Source organism: Loktanella sp. DJP18 (assembly GCF_049310965.1).
GTDB lineage: Bacteria > Pseudomonadota > Alphaproteobacteria > Rhodobacterales > Rhodobacteraceae > Loktanella.
Genome location: NZ_JBMERN010000041.1, coordinates 1 through 18,950 on the forward strand (window position 1 = coordinate 1; position 18,950 = coordinate 18,950).

The 18,950-nt window shown below is 63.1% G+C and carries 13 protein-coding genes and 1 tRNA gene; 6 read left to right on the forward strand and 8 right to left on the reverse strand.

All coding sequences use genetic code 11. The features are described 5' to 3' along the window. From ACOI1H_RS12910 to ACOI1H_RS12925, 4 genes are all read left to right on the forward strand, one after another. On the forward strand, positions 1-102 hold a 102-nt coding region (locus ACOI1H_RS12910; RefSeq protein ID WP_422438051.1), incomplete at its 5' end, for a neutral zinc metallopeptidase. Between the two features lie 61 nt (positions 103-163). Beyond that, positions 164-249: transfer RNA gene (locus ACOI1H_RS12915), tRNA-Leu, on the forward strand. Positions 250-1,123: 874 nt separating this feature from the next. After that, entirely contained in the window at positions 1,124-5,272 is a 4,149-nt protein-coding gene (locus ACOI1H_RS12920; protein WP_422438010.1) for an Ig-like domain-containing protein, read from the forward strand. Beyond that, positions 5,227-6,645 carry a Hint domain-containing protein gene (locus tag ACOI1H_RS12925; protein ID WP_422438011.1) on the forward strand — a complete coding sequence of 473 codons (1,419 nt, stop codon included), beginning with the start codon at positions 5,227-5,229 and terminating at the stop codon, positions 6,643-6,645. The genes ACOI1H_RS12920 and ACOI1H_RS12925 overlap by 46 nt, the downstream gene beginning before the upstream one ends. Before the next feature lie 121 nt (positions 6,646-6,766). On the opposite strand, the gene ACOI1H_RS12930 is transcribed toward ACOI1H_RS12925, so the two are convergent. From ACOI1H_RS12930 to hemB, 4 genes are all read right to left on the reverse strand, one after another. Beyond that, entirely contained in the window at positions 6,767-7,351 is a 585-nt protein-coding gene (locus ACOI1H_RS12930) for a nucleotidyltransferase family protein (protein WP_422438012.1), read from the reverse strand. Continuing rightward, the gene (locus ACOI1H_RS12935) at positions 7,348-9,747 is read right to left on the reverse strand and encodes a GcvT family protein (RefSeq protein WP_422438014.1); all 2,400 of its coding nucleotides are present in this window, start codon (positions 9,745-9,747) and stop codon (positions 7,348-7,350) included. The genes ACOI1H_RS12930 and ACOI1H_RS12935 overlap by 4 nt, the downstream gene beginning before the upstream one ends. Before the next feature lie 87 nt (positions 9,748-9,834). Next, the gene (locus ACOI1H_RS12940) at positions 9,835-10,389 is read right to left on the reverse strand and encodes a YSC84-related protein (RefSeq protein ID WP_422438016.1); all 555 of its coding nucleotides are present in this window, start codon (positions 10,387-10,389) and stop codon (positions 9,835-9,837) included. Between the two features lie 106 nt (positions 10,390-10,495). After that, a complete protein-coding gene (gene hemB / locus ACOI1H_RS12945; RefSeq protein WP_422438017.1) occupies positions 10,496-11,497 on the reverse strand; it encodes a porphobilinogen synthase in 1,002 nt (333 codons plus the stop codon). Positions 11,498-11,619: 122 nt separating this feature from the next. On the opposite strand from hemB, the gene ACOI1H_RS12950 reads away from it, so the two are divergent. Together ACOI1H_RS12950 and mfd are read left to right on the forward strand one after the other, a co-directional pair. Then, positions 11,620-12,144: a component of SufBCD complex gene (locus ACOI1H_RS12950; protein ID WP_422438019.1), complete on the forward strand. Its 525-nt coding sequence runs from the start codon at positions 11,620-11,622 to the stop codon at positions 12,142-12,144. 42 nt (positions 12,145-12,186) lie between these two features. Next, positions 12,187-15,627 (forward strand): transcription-repair coupling factor, encoded by a 3,441-nt coding sequence (gene mfd / locus ACOI1H_RS12955; RefSeq protein ID WP_422438020.1) that lies wholly within the window; start codon positions 12,187-12,189, stop codon positions 15,625-15,627. A gap of 33 nt (positions 15,628-15,660) precedes the next feature. On the opposite strand, the gene ACOI1H_RS12960 is transcribed toward mfd, so the two are convergent. The 4 genes from ACOI1H_RS12960 to ACOI1H_RS12975 form a co-directional block, all read right to left on the reverse strand. Beyond that, a complete protein-coding gene (locus ACOI1H_RS12960; RefSeq protein WP_422438022.1) occupies positions 15,661-16,056 on the reverse strand; it encodes a cupredoxin domain-containing protein in 396 nt (131 codons plus the stop codon). Between the two features lie 60 nt (positions 16,057-16,116). Further along, positions 16,117-16,761 (reverse strand): DsbA family oxidoreductase, encoded by a 645-nt coding sequence (locus ACOI1H_RS12965; protein ID WP_422438024.1) that lies wholly within the window; start codon positions 16,759-16,761, stop codon positions 16,117-16,119. Next, the gene (locus ACOI1H_RS12970) at positions 16,748-18,226 is read right to left on the reverse strand and encodes a class I adenylate-forming enzyme family protein (protein WP_422438025.1); all 1,479 of its coding nucleotides are present in this window, start codon (positions 18,224-18,226) and stop codon (positions 16,748-16,750) included. The genes ACOI1H_RS12965 and ACOI1H_RS12970 overlap by 14 nt, the downstream gene beginning before the upstream one ends. Positions 18,227-18,336: 110 nt before the next feature. Further along, the gene (locus ACOI1H_RS12975) at positions 18,337-18,684 is read right to left on the reverse strand and encodes a hypothetical protein (protein ID WP_422438026.1); all 348 of its coding nucleotides are present in this window, start codon (positions 18,682-18,684) and stop codon (positions 18,337-18,339) included. Positions 18,685-18,950: the final 266 nt, after the last annotated feature.

An 18,950-nucleotide genomic window follows, 5' to 3' on the forward strand; every position in this document is an offset into this window, starting at 1 on the left:
TTTACCCATGGCACCAGCGCGCAGCGCCAGCGCTGGTTCATGCGTGGCTATCAAAGCGGCGACATGACGGATTGCGACACGTTCTCTGCAACACAACTTTAATGCTTTTCGGCTGCGGGCCCAATTGACGCGGGCCCGCAGCTTGGTTACCTGAACCGCGCTGGCCGGTGTGGCGGAATGGTAGACGCAGGGGATTCAAAATCCCCCGATCGCAAGGTCTTGTCGGTTCGAGTCCGACCACCGGTACCAATCTTCGATCGCAAGGTCCGCGACGACCTTTGCCGGTCGGAACGGACCTGCAAGCGTGGCCGTCTTTGATGTCCGACGTGCTGCTGTCGGGCCATGGCCAACGCGCACGTGAGTAGCCGACCGACACATTTATTTGGTTTCCAAATAGGTGATCCGGTCTTTGCACGTCGACTACGATGCCGGGATTGTGCCTGCCATGGACAGGGGACAAGGGACAGGTTGTTCGGTGCGCTGATATCCGATTCTCGTCCTGGGCCAGCAGGTTTTGCAGGTTCATGCACAATCGCGCGGCTGCAGCTGTCTTGTCGCACAGGCCGCAACAAAACGGGGCTGAGCCTTCTCAAATTCGCCACATTTTCCCGCGGCGTGGCCCACCGGGGGCACCGTTTCCGAATTTACTTCGACAAAATAGGCCAGCTTCAGCCGAATCACATTGTTTTCAGGTGATCCAGCCTGTTCGGGCGGTTTGAACCGACCATACCCTGCAACCCGTGGTTTAAGATTGTTGTCGGATGTAAGACAATGTCGGGCGACCCGGCCCCATTTTTTGACGAATTAAACAACTTTCGGGATAAACTGTCTGCTCTTAACGGCAAGGCCGCTGATTTTTCACTTCTGCGAGAGCAACCGACCCGATAACGGTGATGTTGCCCAATTAGGGGGCAAACGGTCGTTGGGGGCGACCGAGCAGGTAGTAAGGCATGCCGGCGAATTTGGTGTCTGCGGCAAAGGGGTCTTCCCGTGCTGAAGATTTTGACCGGGGGACATTCTCCACCGGGAATCAAGGTAGCCGATCCATTTGGGGTCGGCCGCCTCAATGCATGCGAAGGCGTCATGGCGTCGTGAAAGCGGAGATTTGAGAATGACATTGTCCTTGTTCGGTTCTTACAAATGGTGTGACAAGTACGGGAGCTGGCACTCGGGCTATCCGTCCGACTTGACGACATGCTACACGTTGCAGAAGTGCGACTGGTGGGGCAATTGGTACGACTGCACGCCGTCGTCATGCCCCAAGCTCGATGGCACCGTCGAAGGTACGGCCGGCAATGACATTATCGACCTGAATTATACCGGCGATCCCGAAGACGACCGGATCGACGACAATGACGCGATCCTGTCCGGTGCCGGATCTCAGGACGACCTGGTCTACGGATACGCGGGCAACGACAACATCCAGACCTTCCATGGTAACGATTTGGCCTACGGCGGCACCGGTGACGATATCATCGACGATGAATCCGGATCGGGCCAGGGGGCCGGCAACGACACCTTCTTCGGCGATGAAGGCAACGACAGGATCTGGGGCGGAGTCGGTAACGATAAGCTCTATGGCGGTGCCGACAACGATCACGTCGACGGTGAAGAAGGCGATGATCTTGTCGACGGCGGCGCGGGCCATGACACACTTTACGGCGGGACCGGCCACGACGGCATTCTCGGCGGAACCGGCAACGATGTCGCATACGGCGGCGACGGCAACGACTTTATCGACGATGCGCTTGGCAGCGATCAGGGAACGGGCCGCGACACTTTTTACGGCAATGCCGGGGACGACTCCATCTGGGGCGGCCTGGACGATGACAAGCTTTACGGCGGCAGCGGCAACGACCAGGTCGGCGGCGAAGAAGGCAACGATGACATTCAGGGCAACGACGGCGACGACAACCTGAGCGGCGGGTCCGGCAACGACCGCATCTTCGGCGACAACGGCACCGGCACGGGTGCCACGCCCGTCACCTTTATGCGCGAAAGCTTCGAATGGTCGAAGGCGCCCGATCCCAGCGGCAACGGCACGGTGATCGACGACGGCGATAGCTTGAACGGCGGGTTCTGTCAGGACACCGGCAACGTCACGGTCAAGTTCTCGGTCACCGGTGCCAATGAACATCCCGTCACCACGTTCGAGACGGAGCAGGAAAAAGTTCACTCCATCACCGACGACGGCGCACCCGTCAACGCCTACAGCTCTCTCGATTCGCTTCTGAACGTGGACGGAGAGAAGGTCACCTACAGGCTCGACTTCTCGGACGATGTGAAGAACGTCAGCTTCCGGATCAACGACATCGACAACGCTTCAAAGGTGCAGATCAAAGCCTACGATCTGAACGGAAAACTCGTGCCGATCAGTGTCGTGTCGGGCTCTGGCATCAACGCCTTAAACGCCGACGGTGTGACCGGCAATGAGACGCTGTTGTCCCGTGGCAGCGACGGGCTGGAAACGAATCCCGATTACTCGGCGCTGGTGAATGTCGCCGGCCCGATCGCGTGGATCGAGATCACGCATATCAAGGTCCAGTCACTGAGCCCGGGCAATGACGCCGGCATCAACGTGACGGACATCTATTTCGATGCCCCCGTCGAAGGCAGCGGCACGGCGGCGGGTGGCAACGACCACCCCTCTGGCGGTCTGGGCCACGATATCATCGCCGGTGAGGCCGGGAACGACGTGATGGAAGGCAACGGCGGCCAGGATTACATCAGCGGCGGTGCAGGCGACGATACCATCAAGGCCGGTGCCGGCGACGAAGCGGACGGGTCCACCGGTGCCGCCTCTGGCGCGCGTCCCGCGGGCAGTTACCAGAACGTCTATGCGGGCGGTGCGGGGAACGATGTCGTTCATGGCGGCGTGGGTGACGACATCATCACCGGCGACGACGACAGCCGCGTGGCGGCCGCAACGAGAGAGACGTTCAACCCCGGTGCCGACGGCAGCGACACGCTGTATGGCGGTGCTGGCAACGACGAGATCCACACCGGCAACTGGTCCGATGGCGAACAGGGCCTGGCCAACATTTCGACAGGTGTTGCGTCCGATACCGCCTACGGTGGTGAGGGTGACGACATCCTGCGCGGTGCCGGTGGCACCGATGCGCTTTATGGCGACGCGGGCAACGACGACATCGCCTGTGGCGCCGGTGCCGACCTGGTTTTTGGCGGCGACGGTCGCGATACCATCGGTGGTGGGGCTGGAGACGTGGTCGACGGTGGCACCGGAGGCGACGACTACGACGTGCTGGTCCTCGACAACGGCACCTTCTACATCAATGCAGGCCCTGGTGGCACCGGCACACCCGTGCTGGACGCCGACGGCGACAGCTTCTCTGGCCGCGTGGTGTTCACCGATGTGAACGGCGTCGCGACCGGCGAATTCATCGACTACACCGAGATCGAGGAGATCCGGGGCGGCACGCCGTTCAACGAAGACCCGGTGGCGACCAGCAACACCTATGCGGTCAACGCGGCCGAAATGGGCGGTGACATCGACGGCAACGTCATCACCGACAACACCGGTGCCGGCGTCGACAGCGATCCCGATGGCGACGCCCTGGCGGTCGTTGGCGTCGGCCAGCCTGCCGGCAACGTCGGAGCGGCCGTGGCCGGAAACAACGGCGGTCTGTTCACGATCAATGCGGATGGCAGCGTCGACTTCTACGCCAACGGCGACTTCGACGCGCTTGGCCTGAACGAGACCGCCACCACGTCGGTCAGCTACACGATCAGCGACGGCAAGGGCGGCACCTCGACGGCAACCACGTCGTTCGTCGTGAGCGGCAAGAACGACGGCACTGTCTTTGGCACCGACGGCAATGACGAGATGAACCCGGGCTATGTCGATGGCAACGGCGACATCATCGACGGCAACGACGCGATCCTGCCAGGCGACGTCGGCAACGACGACCTGATCTACGGTCTGGGCGGCAACGACACGATCAATGCCGGTGAAGGCAACGACGACGTCTATGGCGGCGCCGGCAACGAAGTGGTCACAGGCGGCAACGGCAACGACACTGTCTTTGGCGACGAAGGCAATGACGTGGTCCGTGGCGGAAACGGGAACGACACCGTGTCCGGTGGCGACGGCGACGACACCGGCTTTGGCGGCGATGGCGACGATACCGTTTACGGCGACGCCGGCAATGACACGGTCAACGGCAACGCCGGGAATGACGTGCTGTCTGGTGGCACCGGCGACGACGTCGTCGCGGGTCAGACCGGCGACGATACGCTTTACGGCGATGCCGGCAACGACCTGATCCAAGGCGACGCCGGCAGCGATCTGACCTACGGCGGCGATGGCAACGATCTGATCGACACGTCCAACCATGTCGATCCGGGCTTCGACAATCCCTATCCAGGCCTGCCGGGCGATCTGGACCCGAACAACGACCGCGATACGGTCTTTGGCGGGGCGGGTGACGATACCATCGTGACCGGCGACGATGCGGACAGCATCGACGGCGGCATCGGCAACGACACGATCGACGCAGGCATCGACGACGATGCGGTCGACGGCGGTCTGGGCGACGATGTGATCACCGGCGGTGAAGGTGTCGACATCATCGCGGGCGGCGACGGAAACGACCTGATATACGGCGGTCTCGACAACGACACGCTGGATATCGTTGACTTCGACGACATGGGCATTCCGGTCGACCTGCTGCCGGGCAACAACAAGGACACCCTCTTTGGCGGTGCCGGCAATGACACGATTTATGGCCGGGACGACGCCGACTCCATCGCAGGCGGCAGCGGCAACGACCTGATCTATGGCGGCATCGACGACGATACAATCGCCGGCAATCAAGGGAACGATACGATCCATGGCGATCATGGCAACGATACTCTGACCGGCAGCCTTGACGACGATCTGGTCTATGGCGGCACCGGCGATGACTTCATCCAGGGTGGTGGCGGCACCGACACGCTGTTCGGAGACGCGGGCAATGATCGCATTCAGGGGGGCGGTGACGACGACAGCATCTACGGCGGCACCGGCGACGACAGCATCCAGGGCGGCGGCGGTGAAGATTTCATCGACGGCGGCGCGGGTAACGATCTGATCGGCGGCTTCGACGGCGTGGACTCGATCCTTGGCGGTGAAGGCGATGACGTGATCCTCAGCCAGGATGGCGACGATACCATCAAGGGCGGGGACGGCAACGACGCGATCTACGGCGGAGCCGGCACGAAGGCAACATGGGCGACGACACCATCTATGGTGGCGACGGCGATGACAGCCTGACCGGCAGCATCGGCAACGACTCTGTCTATGGTGGCCTTGGCAACGACTTCATCCAGGGTGGGGCCGATACCGACCTGCTGGATGGTAGCGATGGCGACGACCGCATCCAGGGTGCCGACGGCGACGACAGCATTCGCGGCGGGGCTGGAAACGACTCGATCCAGGGCGGCGGCGGCAATGACGTGATCGACGGCGGTGCCGGCGACGACATCATCGGCGGCTTTACCGGCGCGGATACGATCATCGGCGGCACCGGGAACGACACGATCCAAAGCGGCGCTGGCGGCGATCTTGTCTATGGCGGCATCGGCGACGACGTGATCCTGACCGATCAAAGCGACGATGCAATGCCGGACCGCGATTATCCCGGCGACGCTTTGGCGGCCGATGGCGATCCGTTCGACAACCGCGACACGGTCTACGGCGGTGACGGCAACGACACTGTCAGGACCGGCGACGATGCCGACCTGATCTTTGGCGGGGCCGGGACCGACGACATCGACGGTGGAATCGACAACGACACGATCTCCTCCGGCGACGGTGCCGATTTTATCAAGGGTGGTCTTGGGTCGGATCGGTTTACCGATGCATCCTCTGGCGACGTCTTCATCGGCGGCGAAGACCCTGACGACAGCGACATCGATACGTTCAACTTCGATCAGGCCACGCTGGACAAGATCGACCGCATCGCACGCAACGGCGGTGCCGGTGACAGCGAGGCCTTGCGGGAATCCGGGACCATCTTCTTCAAGGATGGCACAACAGCGACCTTCAAGGATATCGAAGCACCATGCTTCACCCCCGGCACCACCATCGCCACACCCAAAGGCGAGCGTCTGGTGGAGGACCTGCGGGCCGGTGACAAGATCATCACCCGCGACAACGGCATCCAGGAAATCGCGTGGGTTGGCGCGAAAGAGATGACCGGCAAGGAACTGGCCGCCAAGCCGCACATGAAGCCGATCCTGATCAAGGCCGGCGCATTGGGGCAGGGTCTGCCGGAACGTGACATGCTGCTGTCGCCCAACCACCGGGTGCTGGTCGCAAGCGAGATGACGCAGCTTTACTTCGAAGAGCGTGAAGTTCTGGCGGCTGCCAAGCACATGACGGGCGCGCAGGGTATCCACACCCTCGACGTGATGCGGACGACCTACATCCACTTCATGTTCGAGCGTCACGAGGTCGTGCTGTCGAACGGGGCCTGGACCGAAAGCTTCCACCCCGGCGACTACTCTCTGAACGGCCTAGGCAACAGCCAGCGGAACGAGATTTTCGAACTCTTCCCGGAACTGGCGACGGCCGAGGGTCTGGAAGGCTATCAGTCTGCCCGTAAGGCGCTGAAAAAGCACGAAGCTCGGCTCTTGATGAAGTGAGGTTTGCAGCCTTTCCCGATCAGGGGACGGTGACGGGAATGACAAGGCGGGCCGCAGCACTGCGACCCGCCGTTTCATGTTCTGCTTGAGGTTCGATCGATACGGCTTTGCACTGCTTGCTTTATTGCCCTTCGCGCCACGCGGCCCAATCTTCTGGCGTATCCAGATCGCGGCGCGCACGATCGTCGTTAAACCGGACCAAATGCGTGCGGTTTGCCAGAGGCTTGACCAGCGCGGCCCCGCCGTCATCGCCAGACAGGGTGACAAAGCGCTGCCGCAGGCTGGCGTCGAACAGGATCGGATGGCCGGGTTTGCCGTCCGGGGTGGCCCCGCGCCAGATCAGCGCCTCGGGATGGTGGGCGCGGGTGGCGATGACCTCTGCCATGTCGTCACCGGTGATGTCTGGCAGATCGGCCAGCACGACGAGGAAGGCTTCGCAATCGGGCAGTTGCGCCACGGCACCGCGAAGGGTGCCGGACTGACCCTCTGCCGCCTCCAGGACCAGCAGCGGCGTGACGGGCAGATCGCCAAGCAGCGCAAGCCTGCGGTCGGCATCGTGGTGCAGGGCGACGAAAGTGTCCGTCACAGCTGCCGCTTGTGCTGCAACCCGCCGCAAAAGCGGCTGGCCGTCCACGACCTCGGCCAATTTGTCCGTACCGCGCATCCGGGACGATTGCCCGGCCGCCAGGATCAGGATCGGGATCATCCGCGCATGCGAGTGCCGTCCGCGTCGAAAGGCGGCGTCACCGTCAAGGTCGCGCGGCGTCGCTGATCCAGGATCTCGATCTCGACCACAAGTCCTTCAACCGCCCGATCCCGGGGAATCAGGGCGTGTGCCACCGACAGGCCGGAATGGTGCGCGTAGCCGCCGGAGGTGCAGAAGCCCCTGACCTCACCTTCGATGAACACCGGCTCATAGGCCGTGACGTCGGCTTTGTCGGCGTCCACGATGAAGGTCACGAGGGCGCGTGCCGGGGGCGCCGCGCGCTCTGCCTCTGCCGCCGTCTTGCCGATGAAATCCTTCGACCAATCGAAGAAGCGGTCAAGGCCGGTTTCCGCGGCGGTGTAATCGGGCGAATATTCCCGCAGCCAGGCTCCGAAAAACTTGTCGAGCCGCAGCGACATCATCGCCCGCATGCCAAATGGTTCCAGACTCAGCGGCTGTCCGGCCTCCCACAGGGTCCACCACAGGGCGCGCTGGTCCATCGGATCGCAATAGATTTCATACCCCAGATCGCCGGTATAGCTGACACGCTGCACGATGCAGGCGGCCTGGCCCACGGTCATGCGGCGCACGTCCATGAAAGTCAGGTCCACCGGATCACGGGTGCAGGCGGTCAGCAGATCACGCGCGCGCGGTCCTGCAATCTGGAACCCGGTACGCGCGTCAGAGACGTTGCGCACCTGAACGTCGCCCGCCAAGTGTTTGAGAAACCACCGATAGTGGATTGCCTGCGCCCCATAGCTGACCGTAAGTTGAAATTCCGTGTCCGACAGGCAAGATACGGTGAAATCGCCGATCAGCCTGCCCTTTTCCGACAAGAGCGGCGACAGCGCCATGCGCCCCGGTCTCGGGATGCGGCCCGCCATGATGCGGCCCAGCCATGCCCGCGCGTCACTTCCAGTCACGCTGAATTTGCCAAAGTTCTGCAATTCGTTGATGCCGACGGCACCTCGCACGGCCGCAACCTCGCGGCTGGTGGCGTCAAAGGCGTTGGACCGGCGAAAGGACGGCTCCTCGTAATCCGGCTCTGCGGCCGCTGCGAAGTAGTTGGGCACCTCCAGCCCGAATTGATGTCCCCAGACGGCACCCGGATCGGTGAAGATGTCATACATCGGCGTCGTACGATGCGGTCGGGCAGCAGGCAATTCCTCATTCGGATAGGCGATGGAGAAGCGGTTCTGATAGTTCTCGATCACCTTGGGTAGGGTGTAGCCCGGTGTGATCCAAGCGCCAAAGCGGCCGACGTCGAGCCCTGTGACATCGCGGTCTGCCTCGCCTTCGATCATCCACTGCGCCCGTGTCAGACCGACGCCGCCGCCTTGGGAAAAGCCCGCCATGACACCGCAGGCTGACCAGTAATTGCGCACCCCGGGGACCGGCCCGACCAGCGGGTTGCCGTCGGGTGCAAAAGTGAATGGGCCGTGAATGACCGACTTGACACCGGCGGTTTCCAGCACCGGAAAACGCTTGTAGGCAAAGGCGATCGAGTCCTCGATCTTGTCGAAGTCGTCTGGCAGCAGCTCGTGCCCGAAATTCCATGGCGTGCCATCGACAGCCCAGGGACGGCAGGGTTTTTCATAAAATCCGATGCACAACCCGCGCCCTTCCTGCCGCAGATAGCTTTCGCCGGCGGGGTCCATGACGTGCGGATGCTCTTCGCCACGCTCGTAGATCTCGGGGATGTCGTCGGTGACGATGTATTGGTGTTCCATGGGGTGGAGCGGAAAGTAGATGCCCGCCATGGCACCCACCTCACGCGCCCATAGGCCGCCGGCGTTGACGACGTGTTCGGCATGAACCGTGCCCTTGTCGGTCACGACGTCCCAGGTGCCATCAGCGCGCTGGGTCGTGGCTGTCACCATGCAATGTGTCTCGATCGCAGCGCCGCCCATGCACGCGGCCTTGACATAGGCGTGCGTCGTTCCTGACGGGTCGAGGTGACCGTCCAGCGGGTCGTAAAGCCCGCCGACGATCCCGTCGAGGCTGGTGATCGGTGCGATGCGGGCAATCTCCTCCGGCCCGACGATTTCGGTGTCGAGGCCCATGTAGCGATGCTTGGCCCGTTCCGCGACCAACATGTCGAACCGGTCGCGGTTGTCGGCAAGGGTGATCCCGCCGACGTGGTGCAGGCCGCAGGACATGCCCGTAAGCTCTTCAAGTTCCTTGTAAAGCCGGATGGTGTAGCCTTGCAGGGCGGCCATGTTGGTGTTGCCGTTCAGCATGTGAAACCCGCCCGCAGCGTGCCAGGTCGAGCCTGAAGTCAGTTCCTTGCGTTCGACCAGCATCACGTCGGACCAGCCGAGTTTCGTCAGGTGATAGAGCACCGAACATCCGACGACGCCGCCCCCGATGACGACGACCTGTGCGCTGGTTTTCATGGCTTACCCTTCATGTTGCGGCCTCAGCATTTCGCAACGATGGGGCCGCTGGCATGATGGATGCGACATGACCTGCCGCAATCCGCCCTACGGGATGATGCGCGTGTATTTGGTGCCTTCCAGGGTCGCGCCGATGCGCAGGCCTGACTGGGCAAAGACCACCGCAATCACCGGTGCCAGCGAGGTGATCGTTTCCGCGCGCAGCACGTCACCCTGATCGGCTGCGACGTATTCGAGGTCGGCCCCGGCCGCCCAGCCCATCGATGCCCGGAAATCGGCCAGCGCATTCTGCGTCATGAAGAACAGGACATGGCTGTATTGCTGCGCCCCGATCTGAAGACCTGCTGACCCGGAGGCGGCAGAGTAGTAGTCCACGGTCGACCCATTGACCTGCAAGGCACCACGTCCGTAGGACCCGCCAAGGCCAAGCCCGACCTCTGTCACCAAGGGCATCACGAGGACGCCGGCAGCCTTGGCCCCTAAGTCCTTGGTCCCCGGATAGGTGTCATACATGAACGATAGGGTGCTGGCGACGCGGGCGTCGATCACCCCCGCGCCATTTCCGCCGGTGCCGTTTCCGCAGGCGGCAAGCGTCAATGCTGCCCCGGAAAGCACGAAGTGCCGTCTAGTGATTTGTGTCATCTGATCCGCCTCTGACTGCCTCTCGGGGCGTTTGCCGCCCCTGTTATGACGCAAACCATAGGCGAGTCCGACGAATCTGTCACACGCTAATTGCAGGGCAGGCGGCTTACATCCGGTTGAGCAGCTTTGCCGCCTCTGGCGCGAAGTAGGTCAGGATACCGTCGCAACCCGCGCGCTTGAAGGCGAGCAGGCTTTCCATCATCACCTTCGGCCCGTCCAACCAGCCATTCTGGATCGCGGCCTGCAACATCGCGTATTCGCCGCTGACCTGATAGGCGTAGGTCGGCACGCCGTAGGTGTCCTTGACCCTGCGGCAGATATCCAGATACGGCATCCCCGGTTTCACCATGACCATGTCGGCCCCTTCCTGCAGGTCGCGTTCGACCAGCCGCAAGGCTTCATCCGCATTGCCGGGGTCCATCTGGTAGGTGTTCTTGTCGCCGACAAGCGCGGCCGAGGCACCGACCGCATCGCGGAACGGTCCGTAGAAGGCGCTCGCGTATTTTGCGGTATAGCTCAGGATCGCCACGTCGATGTGGCCCGCGGCCTCCAGAGCGGTACGCATGGCACCGATGCGACCGTCCATCATATCCGACGGCCCAAGGATGTCGGCCCCGGCCTCTGCCTGCGCCAGCGCCATCTTGACCAGCGCCTCGACTGTGCGGTCATTCACGATGCGACCGTCTTCGACAAAGCCGTCGTGGCCGTTGATGTTGTAGGGGTCCAGCGCGATATCGGTCATGATCGCGATATCGGGCACCGCATCCTTGATCGCGCGGATCGCCTGGTTGCTGATGTTGTCTGGTGACCAGGCCAAGGCGCAATCCTCTGTCCGCTCCTCCATGCCGGTGTAGGGAAAGATGCACATTGCCGGGATGCCCAGCTTATGCGCCTCCTGTGCGGCCTTGACCGCACGGTCCACGGTCTTGCGCGTGACACCGGGCATCGAGGGGATGGCGTGTTCATCGTCACGCCCCGCCATGACGAAGATCGGCCAGATCAGGTCATCCACGCTCAGCCGGTGCTGGCGCGACAGACGGCGCACCGCGGGCATGGCCCGCAGGCGGCGCAGGCGCGTGGCGGGGAAGGGGGCGACGGTCGGTTTCATGCGGCAGGGCCTTTCTTGTCACACCTGATGACCTTGCACGGAAAATACCGCTTCACAAGTCTGGGCAAGGCTGCATTGCCCCTCTAGGGTCCGCCCAACTTGGCCCCTCAGAGAGACCGGCATTGAACTGGAGCAACATCCTCTTTCAGGTGATCGACCTGCGGTCGTTCTCCTCTGTCTGGTACTGGATCGTTTTGGCGGTGCTGTGGTCTTCGATCAGCTACTACGTTCTGGGCGTGCCGTTCGATCTGATCACCAAGGCGCGCAAGCAAGGAGGCCAGTTCGAGGACGATATGGTCGACCTCGTGCGGATCAACGTGAACCGCCTTTTGGGCATCGCACAGACAGCCGGGCTGATCCTAACCGGCTTTGTGTGTTTCGTGCTGACGGTTCTGGCGCTGCTAGGGTTCGTCTATGATGTCGAAATCGCGCAGGCCATTTTCCTGATCGCCTTGCCGCTGTCCATCGTCGGGGGCGTCAGCCTTGCAAGCGCACGCAAGATCCGGAACGCCGACCCGGAACCGGCGCAGCTTTACGCGATGCTGCTGCGGCACAGGCTTTGGACGCAGATCATCGGAATGTGCGCGATTTTCGTGACCGCGATGTATGGCATGATCCAGGTGCTGGGCGTCGTGCGCGGGCTTTGACGCGCGCTTGACACCGCCCGGTTAGCGGATAGGTCAGCGGGCATGTCCAACACCCCTCATATCACGCTGGCCGGTGCGCCCGAAGGTTTCGACGCCCGCCTGATCCTGGCCGAGATCGAAAAGTCCGGCGCTCCACTCCTGCACGTCGCGCGTGACGACAAACGGCTTGCGGCGATGCAGGCGGCTCTCGCGTTCTTCGCCCCGGCGATGCCGGTGTTTTCCTTTCCCGCATGGGATTGCCTGCCTTACGATCGTGTGTCGCCCAACGCCGATGTGTCGGCGGCCCGCATGGCGACGCTTGCCGCCCTAGTCCACGGGATGCCGGACCGCTTCGTGATCCTGACGACCCTGAACGCGGCGACCCAGCGCGTCCCGGCCCGCGCGACACTGCGCGAGGCGGCTTTTTCCGCCCGCGTCGGGTCGCGGGTCGATGAAGGTGCGTTGCGCAACTTTCTGACACGCATGGGTTTTTCGCAAACCGCCAACGTGATGGAGGCCGGGGATTACGCCGTGCGCGGCGGGATCATCGACATCTATCCACCCGGCCAATCCGGGCCAATCCGCCTTGATCTGTTCGGGGATACGCTGGACGGTGCGCGCCGCTTCGACCCCGCGACCCAGCGCACGGTCGAAAAGCTGCGCGAGATCGAGCTTGCGCCGGTGTCGGAGGTCATTCTGGATGAGGCCGCGATCACCCGGTTCCGGCAAAGTTATCGCATCGAATTCGGTGCTGCCGGCACCGACGATCCGCTTTATGAGGCGGTCAGTGCGGGCCGCAAACACGCCGGCATCGAACACTGGTTGGGGTTCTTTCAGGACGATCTGGAAACGCTGTTCGACTATGTCCCGCGCTGCACGATCACGCTGGACGACCAGATCAGCCCGCAGCGCCTGGCCCGATGGGAATCAATTGCCGATCAGTACAGCACACGGATGCACGCGCTGACGCAAAAGGGGCGGATGGATTCCGTCTACAAGCCGGCACCGCCCAGCCAGCTTTATCTGGACGACGCTGCCTGGGACGCAGCCGTCAGTGATCGCCGAGTCATCCAGTTCGCGCCCTTGCCGCAGGCGACCGGGCTTCGCGTGCTGGATGCAGGCGGGCGGCCCGGTCGCAATTTCGCGCCTGAACGGCAACAAGAGAACCTGAGCCTTTTTGAGGCCTTGGCGGCGCATGTGAAGTCAAAGGTTCAAACGGGGCCCGTCGTCATCGCGTCCTATTCCGAAGGCGCGCGCGAGCGTCTGACGGGGCTGATCGAGGATGAGGGGATCGGAGAGGTCATTCCCGTCACCGACTGGTCCCGCGTCGGCAAGTCCGGCGTCCATTTGGCCGTCTGGGCGCTGGAAGCGGGGTTCGAGGCACCGGGCGTCACGGTCATATCCGAACAGGACGTGCTGGGCGACCGGCTGATCCGGCAAAGCAAGCGCAAGCGGCGTGCCGACAACTTCCTGACCGAGGCGAACGCACTGAGCCCCGGCGATCTGGTCGTCCACGTCGATCACGGCGTCGGTCGCTTCATCGGGCTGGAGGTCGTGACCGCGCTGGGGGCCGCGCACGAGTGTCTGGCGCTGGAATATGCGGAAAGCAGCAAGCTCTATCTGCCGGTCGAAAACATCGAACTGCTGTCGAAATATGGTCACGAGGAAGGCTTGCTCGACAAGCTTGGCGGCGGGGCATGGCAGGCCAAGAAAGCGCGGCTGAAGGAGCGCATCCGCCAGATCGCCGAACGGCTGATCCGCGTCGCTGCCGAACGTGCATTGCGCAAGGCACCCGTGCTGGAACCGATGGAAGGCATCTGGGATCAATTCCTGGCCCGCTTCCCCTATGCCGAGACCGAAGACCAGCTTGCGGCCATTGACGACGTCCTGACGGACCTTGAAAGTGGGCAACCGATGGATCGCCTGATCTGCGGCGACGTCGGCTTTGGCAAGACCGAGGTGGCAATCCGCGCCGCCTTTGTCGCCGCCCTGTCCGGCGTTCAAGTTGCAATCGTGGCCCCCACGACCTTGCTGGCGCGTCAGCATTATCAAAGCTTTGCGGACCGTTTCAGAGGATTTCCGGTGACCGTGCGCCCGCTGTCGCGGTTTGTGTCGGCCAAGGATGCCGGTGCTACGCGCGACGGGCTTGCGGACGGCTCGGTGGACATCGTCATCGGCACCCATGCGCTGCTGGCTAAATCGGTGAAGTTCCGCAACCTCGGTTTGCTTGTCATTGACGAAGAACAGAAATTCGGCGTCCAGCACAAGGAACGGCTGAAGGCGCTGCGCACCGATGTCCACGTCCTGACCCTGACCGCGACCCCGATCCCGCGCACGCTGCAGCTGTCGTTGTCCGGCGTCCGCGACCTGAGCATCATCGGCACGCCGCCTATCGACCGCCTTGCGATCCGCACCTATGTCAGCGAATTCGACACCATCACCATTCGCGAAGCCTTGTTGCGCGAACACTACCGCGGTGGCCAGAGTTTCTTCGTCGTGCCGCGGATCAGTGACATGGACGAGATGGTCGACTGGCTGAAGCGCGAAGTACCGGAAGTCACCTATGTGACCGCAACCGGCCGGATGGCGGCAGGAGAGTTGGACGACCGCATGAACGCCTTCTACGACGGCAAATACGACGTGTTGATGGCGACGACGATCGTGGAATCCGGCCTCGACATTCCGACGGCCAACACGATGATCGTCTGGCGGGCGGACATGTTCGGTCTGGCGCAGCTTTACCAGATCCGGGGCCGCGTGGGCCGATCCAAGACCCGGGCCTATGCCTATCTGACGACCATGCCACGGCAGAAATTGACCGACACCGCGCAGAAGCGCCTGCGCGTGCTGGCAAGCCTCGACAGTCTGGGCGCCGGATTCACGCTGGCGTCACAGGACCTCGACATTCGAGGGGCGGGAAACCTGCTGGGCGAGGAACAATCAGGGCAGATGCGCGAAGTCGGCTACGAGTTGTATCAACAGATGCTGGAAGATCAGATCAACGCGATCCGGTCCGGTGCGGCGGAAGGATTGCAGGACGACGGCGAATGGTCGCCGCAGATCAATCTGGGCGTGCCAGTGCTGATCCCCGAGGAATACGTTCCCGACCTCGATGTGCGGCTTGGCCTGTATCGCCGGTTGTCGGACCTGACGACCAAAGTCGAACTGGAAGGTTTTGCCGCGGAACTCATTGACCGATTTGGCAAATTGCCGCGCGAGGTGAACACGCTGCTGCTGGTCGTGCGGATCAAGGCGATGTGCAAGAAGGCCGGGATCGGCCAGCTGGACGCCGGGCCGAAAGGCGGAACGATCCGCTTTCACAACGACAAATTCGCCAATCCGGCGGGGCTGGTGGACTTCATCGGGGACTACAAGGGGCAGGCCAAGGTCAAGGACAACAAGATCGTCGTCATGCAGGACTGGTCGCGCGAGCGGGACAAGATCCAGGGGGCCTTCAACATCGCTCGTGATCTGGCGGCCAAACTTTGCCAGGCCCAGGCGTGAAAAGGGCGGCTTTGCAAGCCGCCCTTCGGATCGTTACGGATTGACGATGACCGTGCCGATCATGCCCTGGCCTACATGCGGTTCGCAGAAATAGCGGTATGTGCCTGGCGTCGTGAAGGTATGGGTAAAGGTCTCGCCGGGGGCGACGGCACCTGAATCGAAGGCTTCCGCACCATTCGGCAACATCACGGCCTGCGTTTCGGCCGGCGTGTCCGCCGTCGTCGAGACAGTGTGCGTGAAGGTCGAGATGTTGCGGAATTCGACGGTCTCGCCAGAATTGATGGTCACGGCATTGGGCGAGAAGTTCAGCGCGGCGGTCATGTCGACCGTTTCGGCCACGCTTGCGGGGGTCATGCCGTCCACGGCTGGACCGGACGTGGCACATGCGGTGGCGAAGGCCATCGGTGCGAGGGCGATGAGAAATCGCATATCTGACTCCTGTTGCTGGATACTGGACGTCAACCCCGCGCGACTGGCGCAGGTTCCGCCTTATTCTGACGCAGCGACCTGAGCCTGAATATCGGCGATGACCTTCATCCACATCTCCGTCGGCTGCGCGCCCGGCACGGCGTGCTGGCTTGCGACGATGAAGGTCGGCACGGCGCTGATCCCCATCTCTCGGCTATGCGCGTCACGAGCGCGGATATCGTCCGCGTCCACGTCGCCCGCAAGGAGGCGCGCCACGATGGCGGCGTCCATGCCGGCGGCATCGGCGAGGTCGGCCAGCACTTCGTGATCGCCGATGTCGCGACCTTCGACAAAGTAGGCCTGGAACAGCAGATCGACCATTGGCGTCTGCGCCTTTTCGATCCCCGCCCAATGGATCAGACGATGGGCATCGAGGGTCTGCGGCGTGCGGGTGATCCGGTCGAGATTGATCGTCAGACCGGCCTCTTCGGCCTTTCCGACGATGGGGGCGTAGGCCTTCACCGCACCGTCCTTGTCGCCGAATTTCCGTTCCAGATAGGTGCGGCGATCCATGCCACCCGCCGGCATGTCGGGGTTCAGTTGGAAAGGGTGCCATTCGATGACGAAGGGATGGTCGGGAACCTGATCCAGCGCCTTGAAGAGGTTGGCCTTGCCGATATAGCACCACGGGCAGATCGGATCGGACAGAATATCAAGCTTGACCATATGCGGCCTCCCATTCGCGGCGCAGGGCGCGGCGGAGCAGTTTGTTGTTCGCACCGCGCGGCATGGCGTCGCGGTGGACGAAAATGCGCGGCACCTTGTAGGCGGCCAGCCGTCCTGCGGCAAAGCGCGTCAGTTCGGCGTCATCTAACAGGTCCGGCGCAGTATAAAAGGCCGCAATCAGCGAAAGCTCTGGCGAGACACGCACCTCGGCGCAGGCGACCTCGGTGATCCGGGGATGGATCGACAGGACCGCTTCGACCTCGACCGGACTGACGCGGGTGCCACCTGCGTTCATCATGTCGTCGGCGCGCCCGGCGTAGGCGATGGCACCGCTGGCATCCCGCGTGCCTTCGTCGCCGGTCAGGAACCAGTCGCCACTGTAGCGGGCGGCGGTTTCGTCCGGCTGACCGAAGTAGCCCAGCATCAGGCCGGGATCGCTGCGGTGGACGGCAATCTGGCCGTGATCGGCCGGGCCGTCCGGTGTCCACAAGGCGACCTGCCGTCCGGGTTGGGGGTAACCCAGCGTACCAGGGGGGGCGGGCCGCATCGGGCTGCCTGAAATGAAGGTCGAGATTTCGGACATGCCGAAGGCTTCGTGGATCGGCGTGCCGGTTTGTTGCATCCAGGCGGCGCGGAGCGTGTCGGGCATCATCTCGCCGGCGGACAAACCATGGCGCAGCGTTAGCACCGGGCTCAACCGTTGTCTGAGGATGCGGCGATAAACTCCGGGTGCGGCAGCAAAGATGGTCGCGGCGTGATCCGTCAAGAGGGCGGGCAGGGTGGCTGCATCGGTGCCGTCGGGCGGAATGATCGCGGTGGCCCCGACGGACCAGGGGTCCATCAGGCCGGTGCCCAGCGTGTAGGTCCAGTTGAAGGCACCGGCGTGCAGCACGCGGTCGTCGGCGGTCAGACCATACCAGCCGTCCCACATCATCCGCCGCGCCCAGATCGCCCTGTGCGCATGGACGACGGCGCGGGCCTGGCCCGAGGTGCCGGAGGTATAGACGATGTAGGCGGGCCGGTCCGGCTCGCCCATCGCATAGTCGGCTTGCGGCAGCGCGCGCATCGCAGGCAAGGCCGTTGCCGGAAGGATGGGCCAGTTGCCCTCTGCCGCTGCAATCCCGTCAGCCTGCACGATCAGCGCGGGAGACAGTTCCCGCGCCATCTTCGTGACCTCTGGCGTGGTCAGTTGAGACGACGTCGGGACCGGGATCAGCCCGGCGGCAATGCAGGCGAGATAAGTGATCGGAAAGTCGGGCGTATTGCCGAGCCGCATCAGGATACGGTCGCCGGGATGCGCCCGTGTCAACAAACCGGTCGCCGTACCGCGCACTGCCTGCTCGAGGTCAGCGTAGCTCCAGACCTTGCCGCCCGGCACGATGAGCGCGGGATGGCCGGCGCGAAGACCGGCCTGCGCCAGCACGTGGGCGGCCATGTTGAAGCGGGGTGGGGGCGATGTCAGCATGGGCTATGGCTAGCGGCGCGGGGCCAGCGTTGCAAGTCGCAGGCGCGGCGGCTGATGTCGTCAGCGTCAGCCCAGAGGATGCGACGATCCGCCGGGCTGACATCTTTGACTTAGGACGCGCGGCCCAGCGGGGCGGCCGTCTTGTCGTCGTCGCCGAACTTGGCGTCGTCGTCCATCACGTCCTCGCCAGCGGGCACGTTGGCCGCGGTCGAGGTGATGTTCGCATTGTCGTTCTGCTCGGCCATCTTCACGTCGATCGGCTCTCCGCCCATCAGCCAGTCGGCCAGCTCCATCTGAGCGGCGACACGGTCTTCGCCCTTGGATTTCGACAGGTAGGCCAGGAAGGCGTCCTGATCACCGTCGATGGACAGGACTTCGCTTTCGTCGAGGTTCGGCCACTGGGTCAGGATGCGCGGCGTGTAGGCGGCCCAGTTCTGAGAAACGTCTCTCCATTGCATGGGAAATCTCCTTTTGTTGTTCGTTGTGGGACCAACAAGCCGGGCGTCACTTCAGTTCCGCGTCATCCCCCTGCAAATGCGGCGCAAGGCTCAGGGCGAACCCCGTCCCGCACATCTGCGCAAGAATGAACATCGGCACATTGGCCGGAGTGTTGCCCGCGCAAGCGTCCGTCAGGGCGCGGGCCAGCGTGACTGCCGATTGGCAAGCTGGTCGATGAGGTGAACCAATAGGCCCCGGTGATGCAAAGTGCAACCGGTGCCGGCAC

What these genes read in the sequence shown, in the direction of transcription:
- ACOI1H_RS12925 (WP_422438011.1), top strand. Translation starts at nt 5,227, where the DNA reads ATGGGCGACGACACCATCTATGGTGGCGACGGCGATGACAGCCTGACC.
- ACOI1H_RS12930 (WP_422438012.1), bottom strand. Translation starts at nt 7,351, where the DNA reads ATGATCCCGATCCTGATCCTGGCGGCCGGGCAATCGTCCCGGATGCGC.
- ACOI1H_RS12935 (WP_422438014.1), bottom strand. Translation starts at nt 9,747, where the DNA reads ATGAAAACCAGCGCACAGGTCGTCGTCATCGGGGGCGGCGTCGTCGGA.
- ACOI1H_RS12940 (WP_422438016.1), bottom strand. Translation starts at nt 10,389, where the DNA reads ATGACACAAATCACTAGACGGCACTTCGTGCTTTCCGGGGCAGCATTG.
- hemB (WP_422438017.1), bottom strand. Translation starts at nt 11,497, where the DNA reads ATGAAACCGACCGTCGCCCCCTTCCCCGCCACGCGCCTGCGCCGCCTG.
- mfd (WP_422438020.1), top strand. Translation starts at nt 12,187, where the DNA reads ATGTCCAACACCCCTCATATCACGCTGGCCGGTGCGCCCGAAGGTTTC.
- ACOI1H_RS12960 (WP_422438022.1), bottom strand. Translation starts at nt 16,056, where the DNA reads ATGCGATTTCTCATCGCCCTCGCACCGATGGCCTTCGCCACCGCATGT.
- ACOI1H_RS12965 (WP_422438024.1), bottom strand. Translation starts at nt 16,761, where the DNA reads ATGGTCAAGCTTGATATTCTGTCCGATCCGATCTGCCCGTGGTGCTAT.
- ACOI1H_RS12970 (WP_422438025.1), bottom strand. Translation starts at nt 18,226, where the DNA reads ATGCTGACATCGCCCCCACCCCGCTTCAACATGGCCGCCCACGTGCTG.
- ACOI1H_RS12975 (WP_422438026.1), bottom strand. Translation starts at nt 18,684, where the DNA reads ATGCAATGGAGAGACGTTTCTCAGAACTGGGCCGCCTACACGCCGCGC.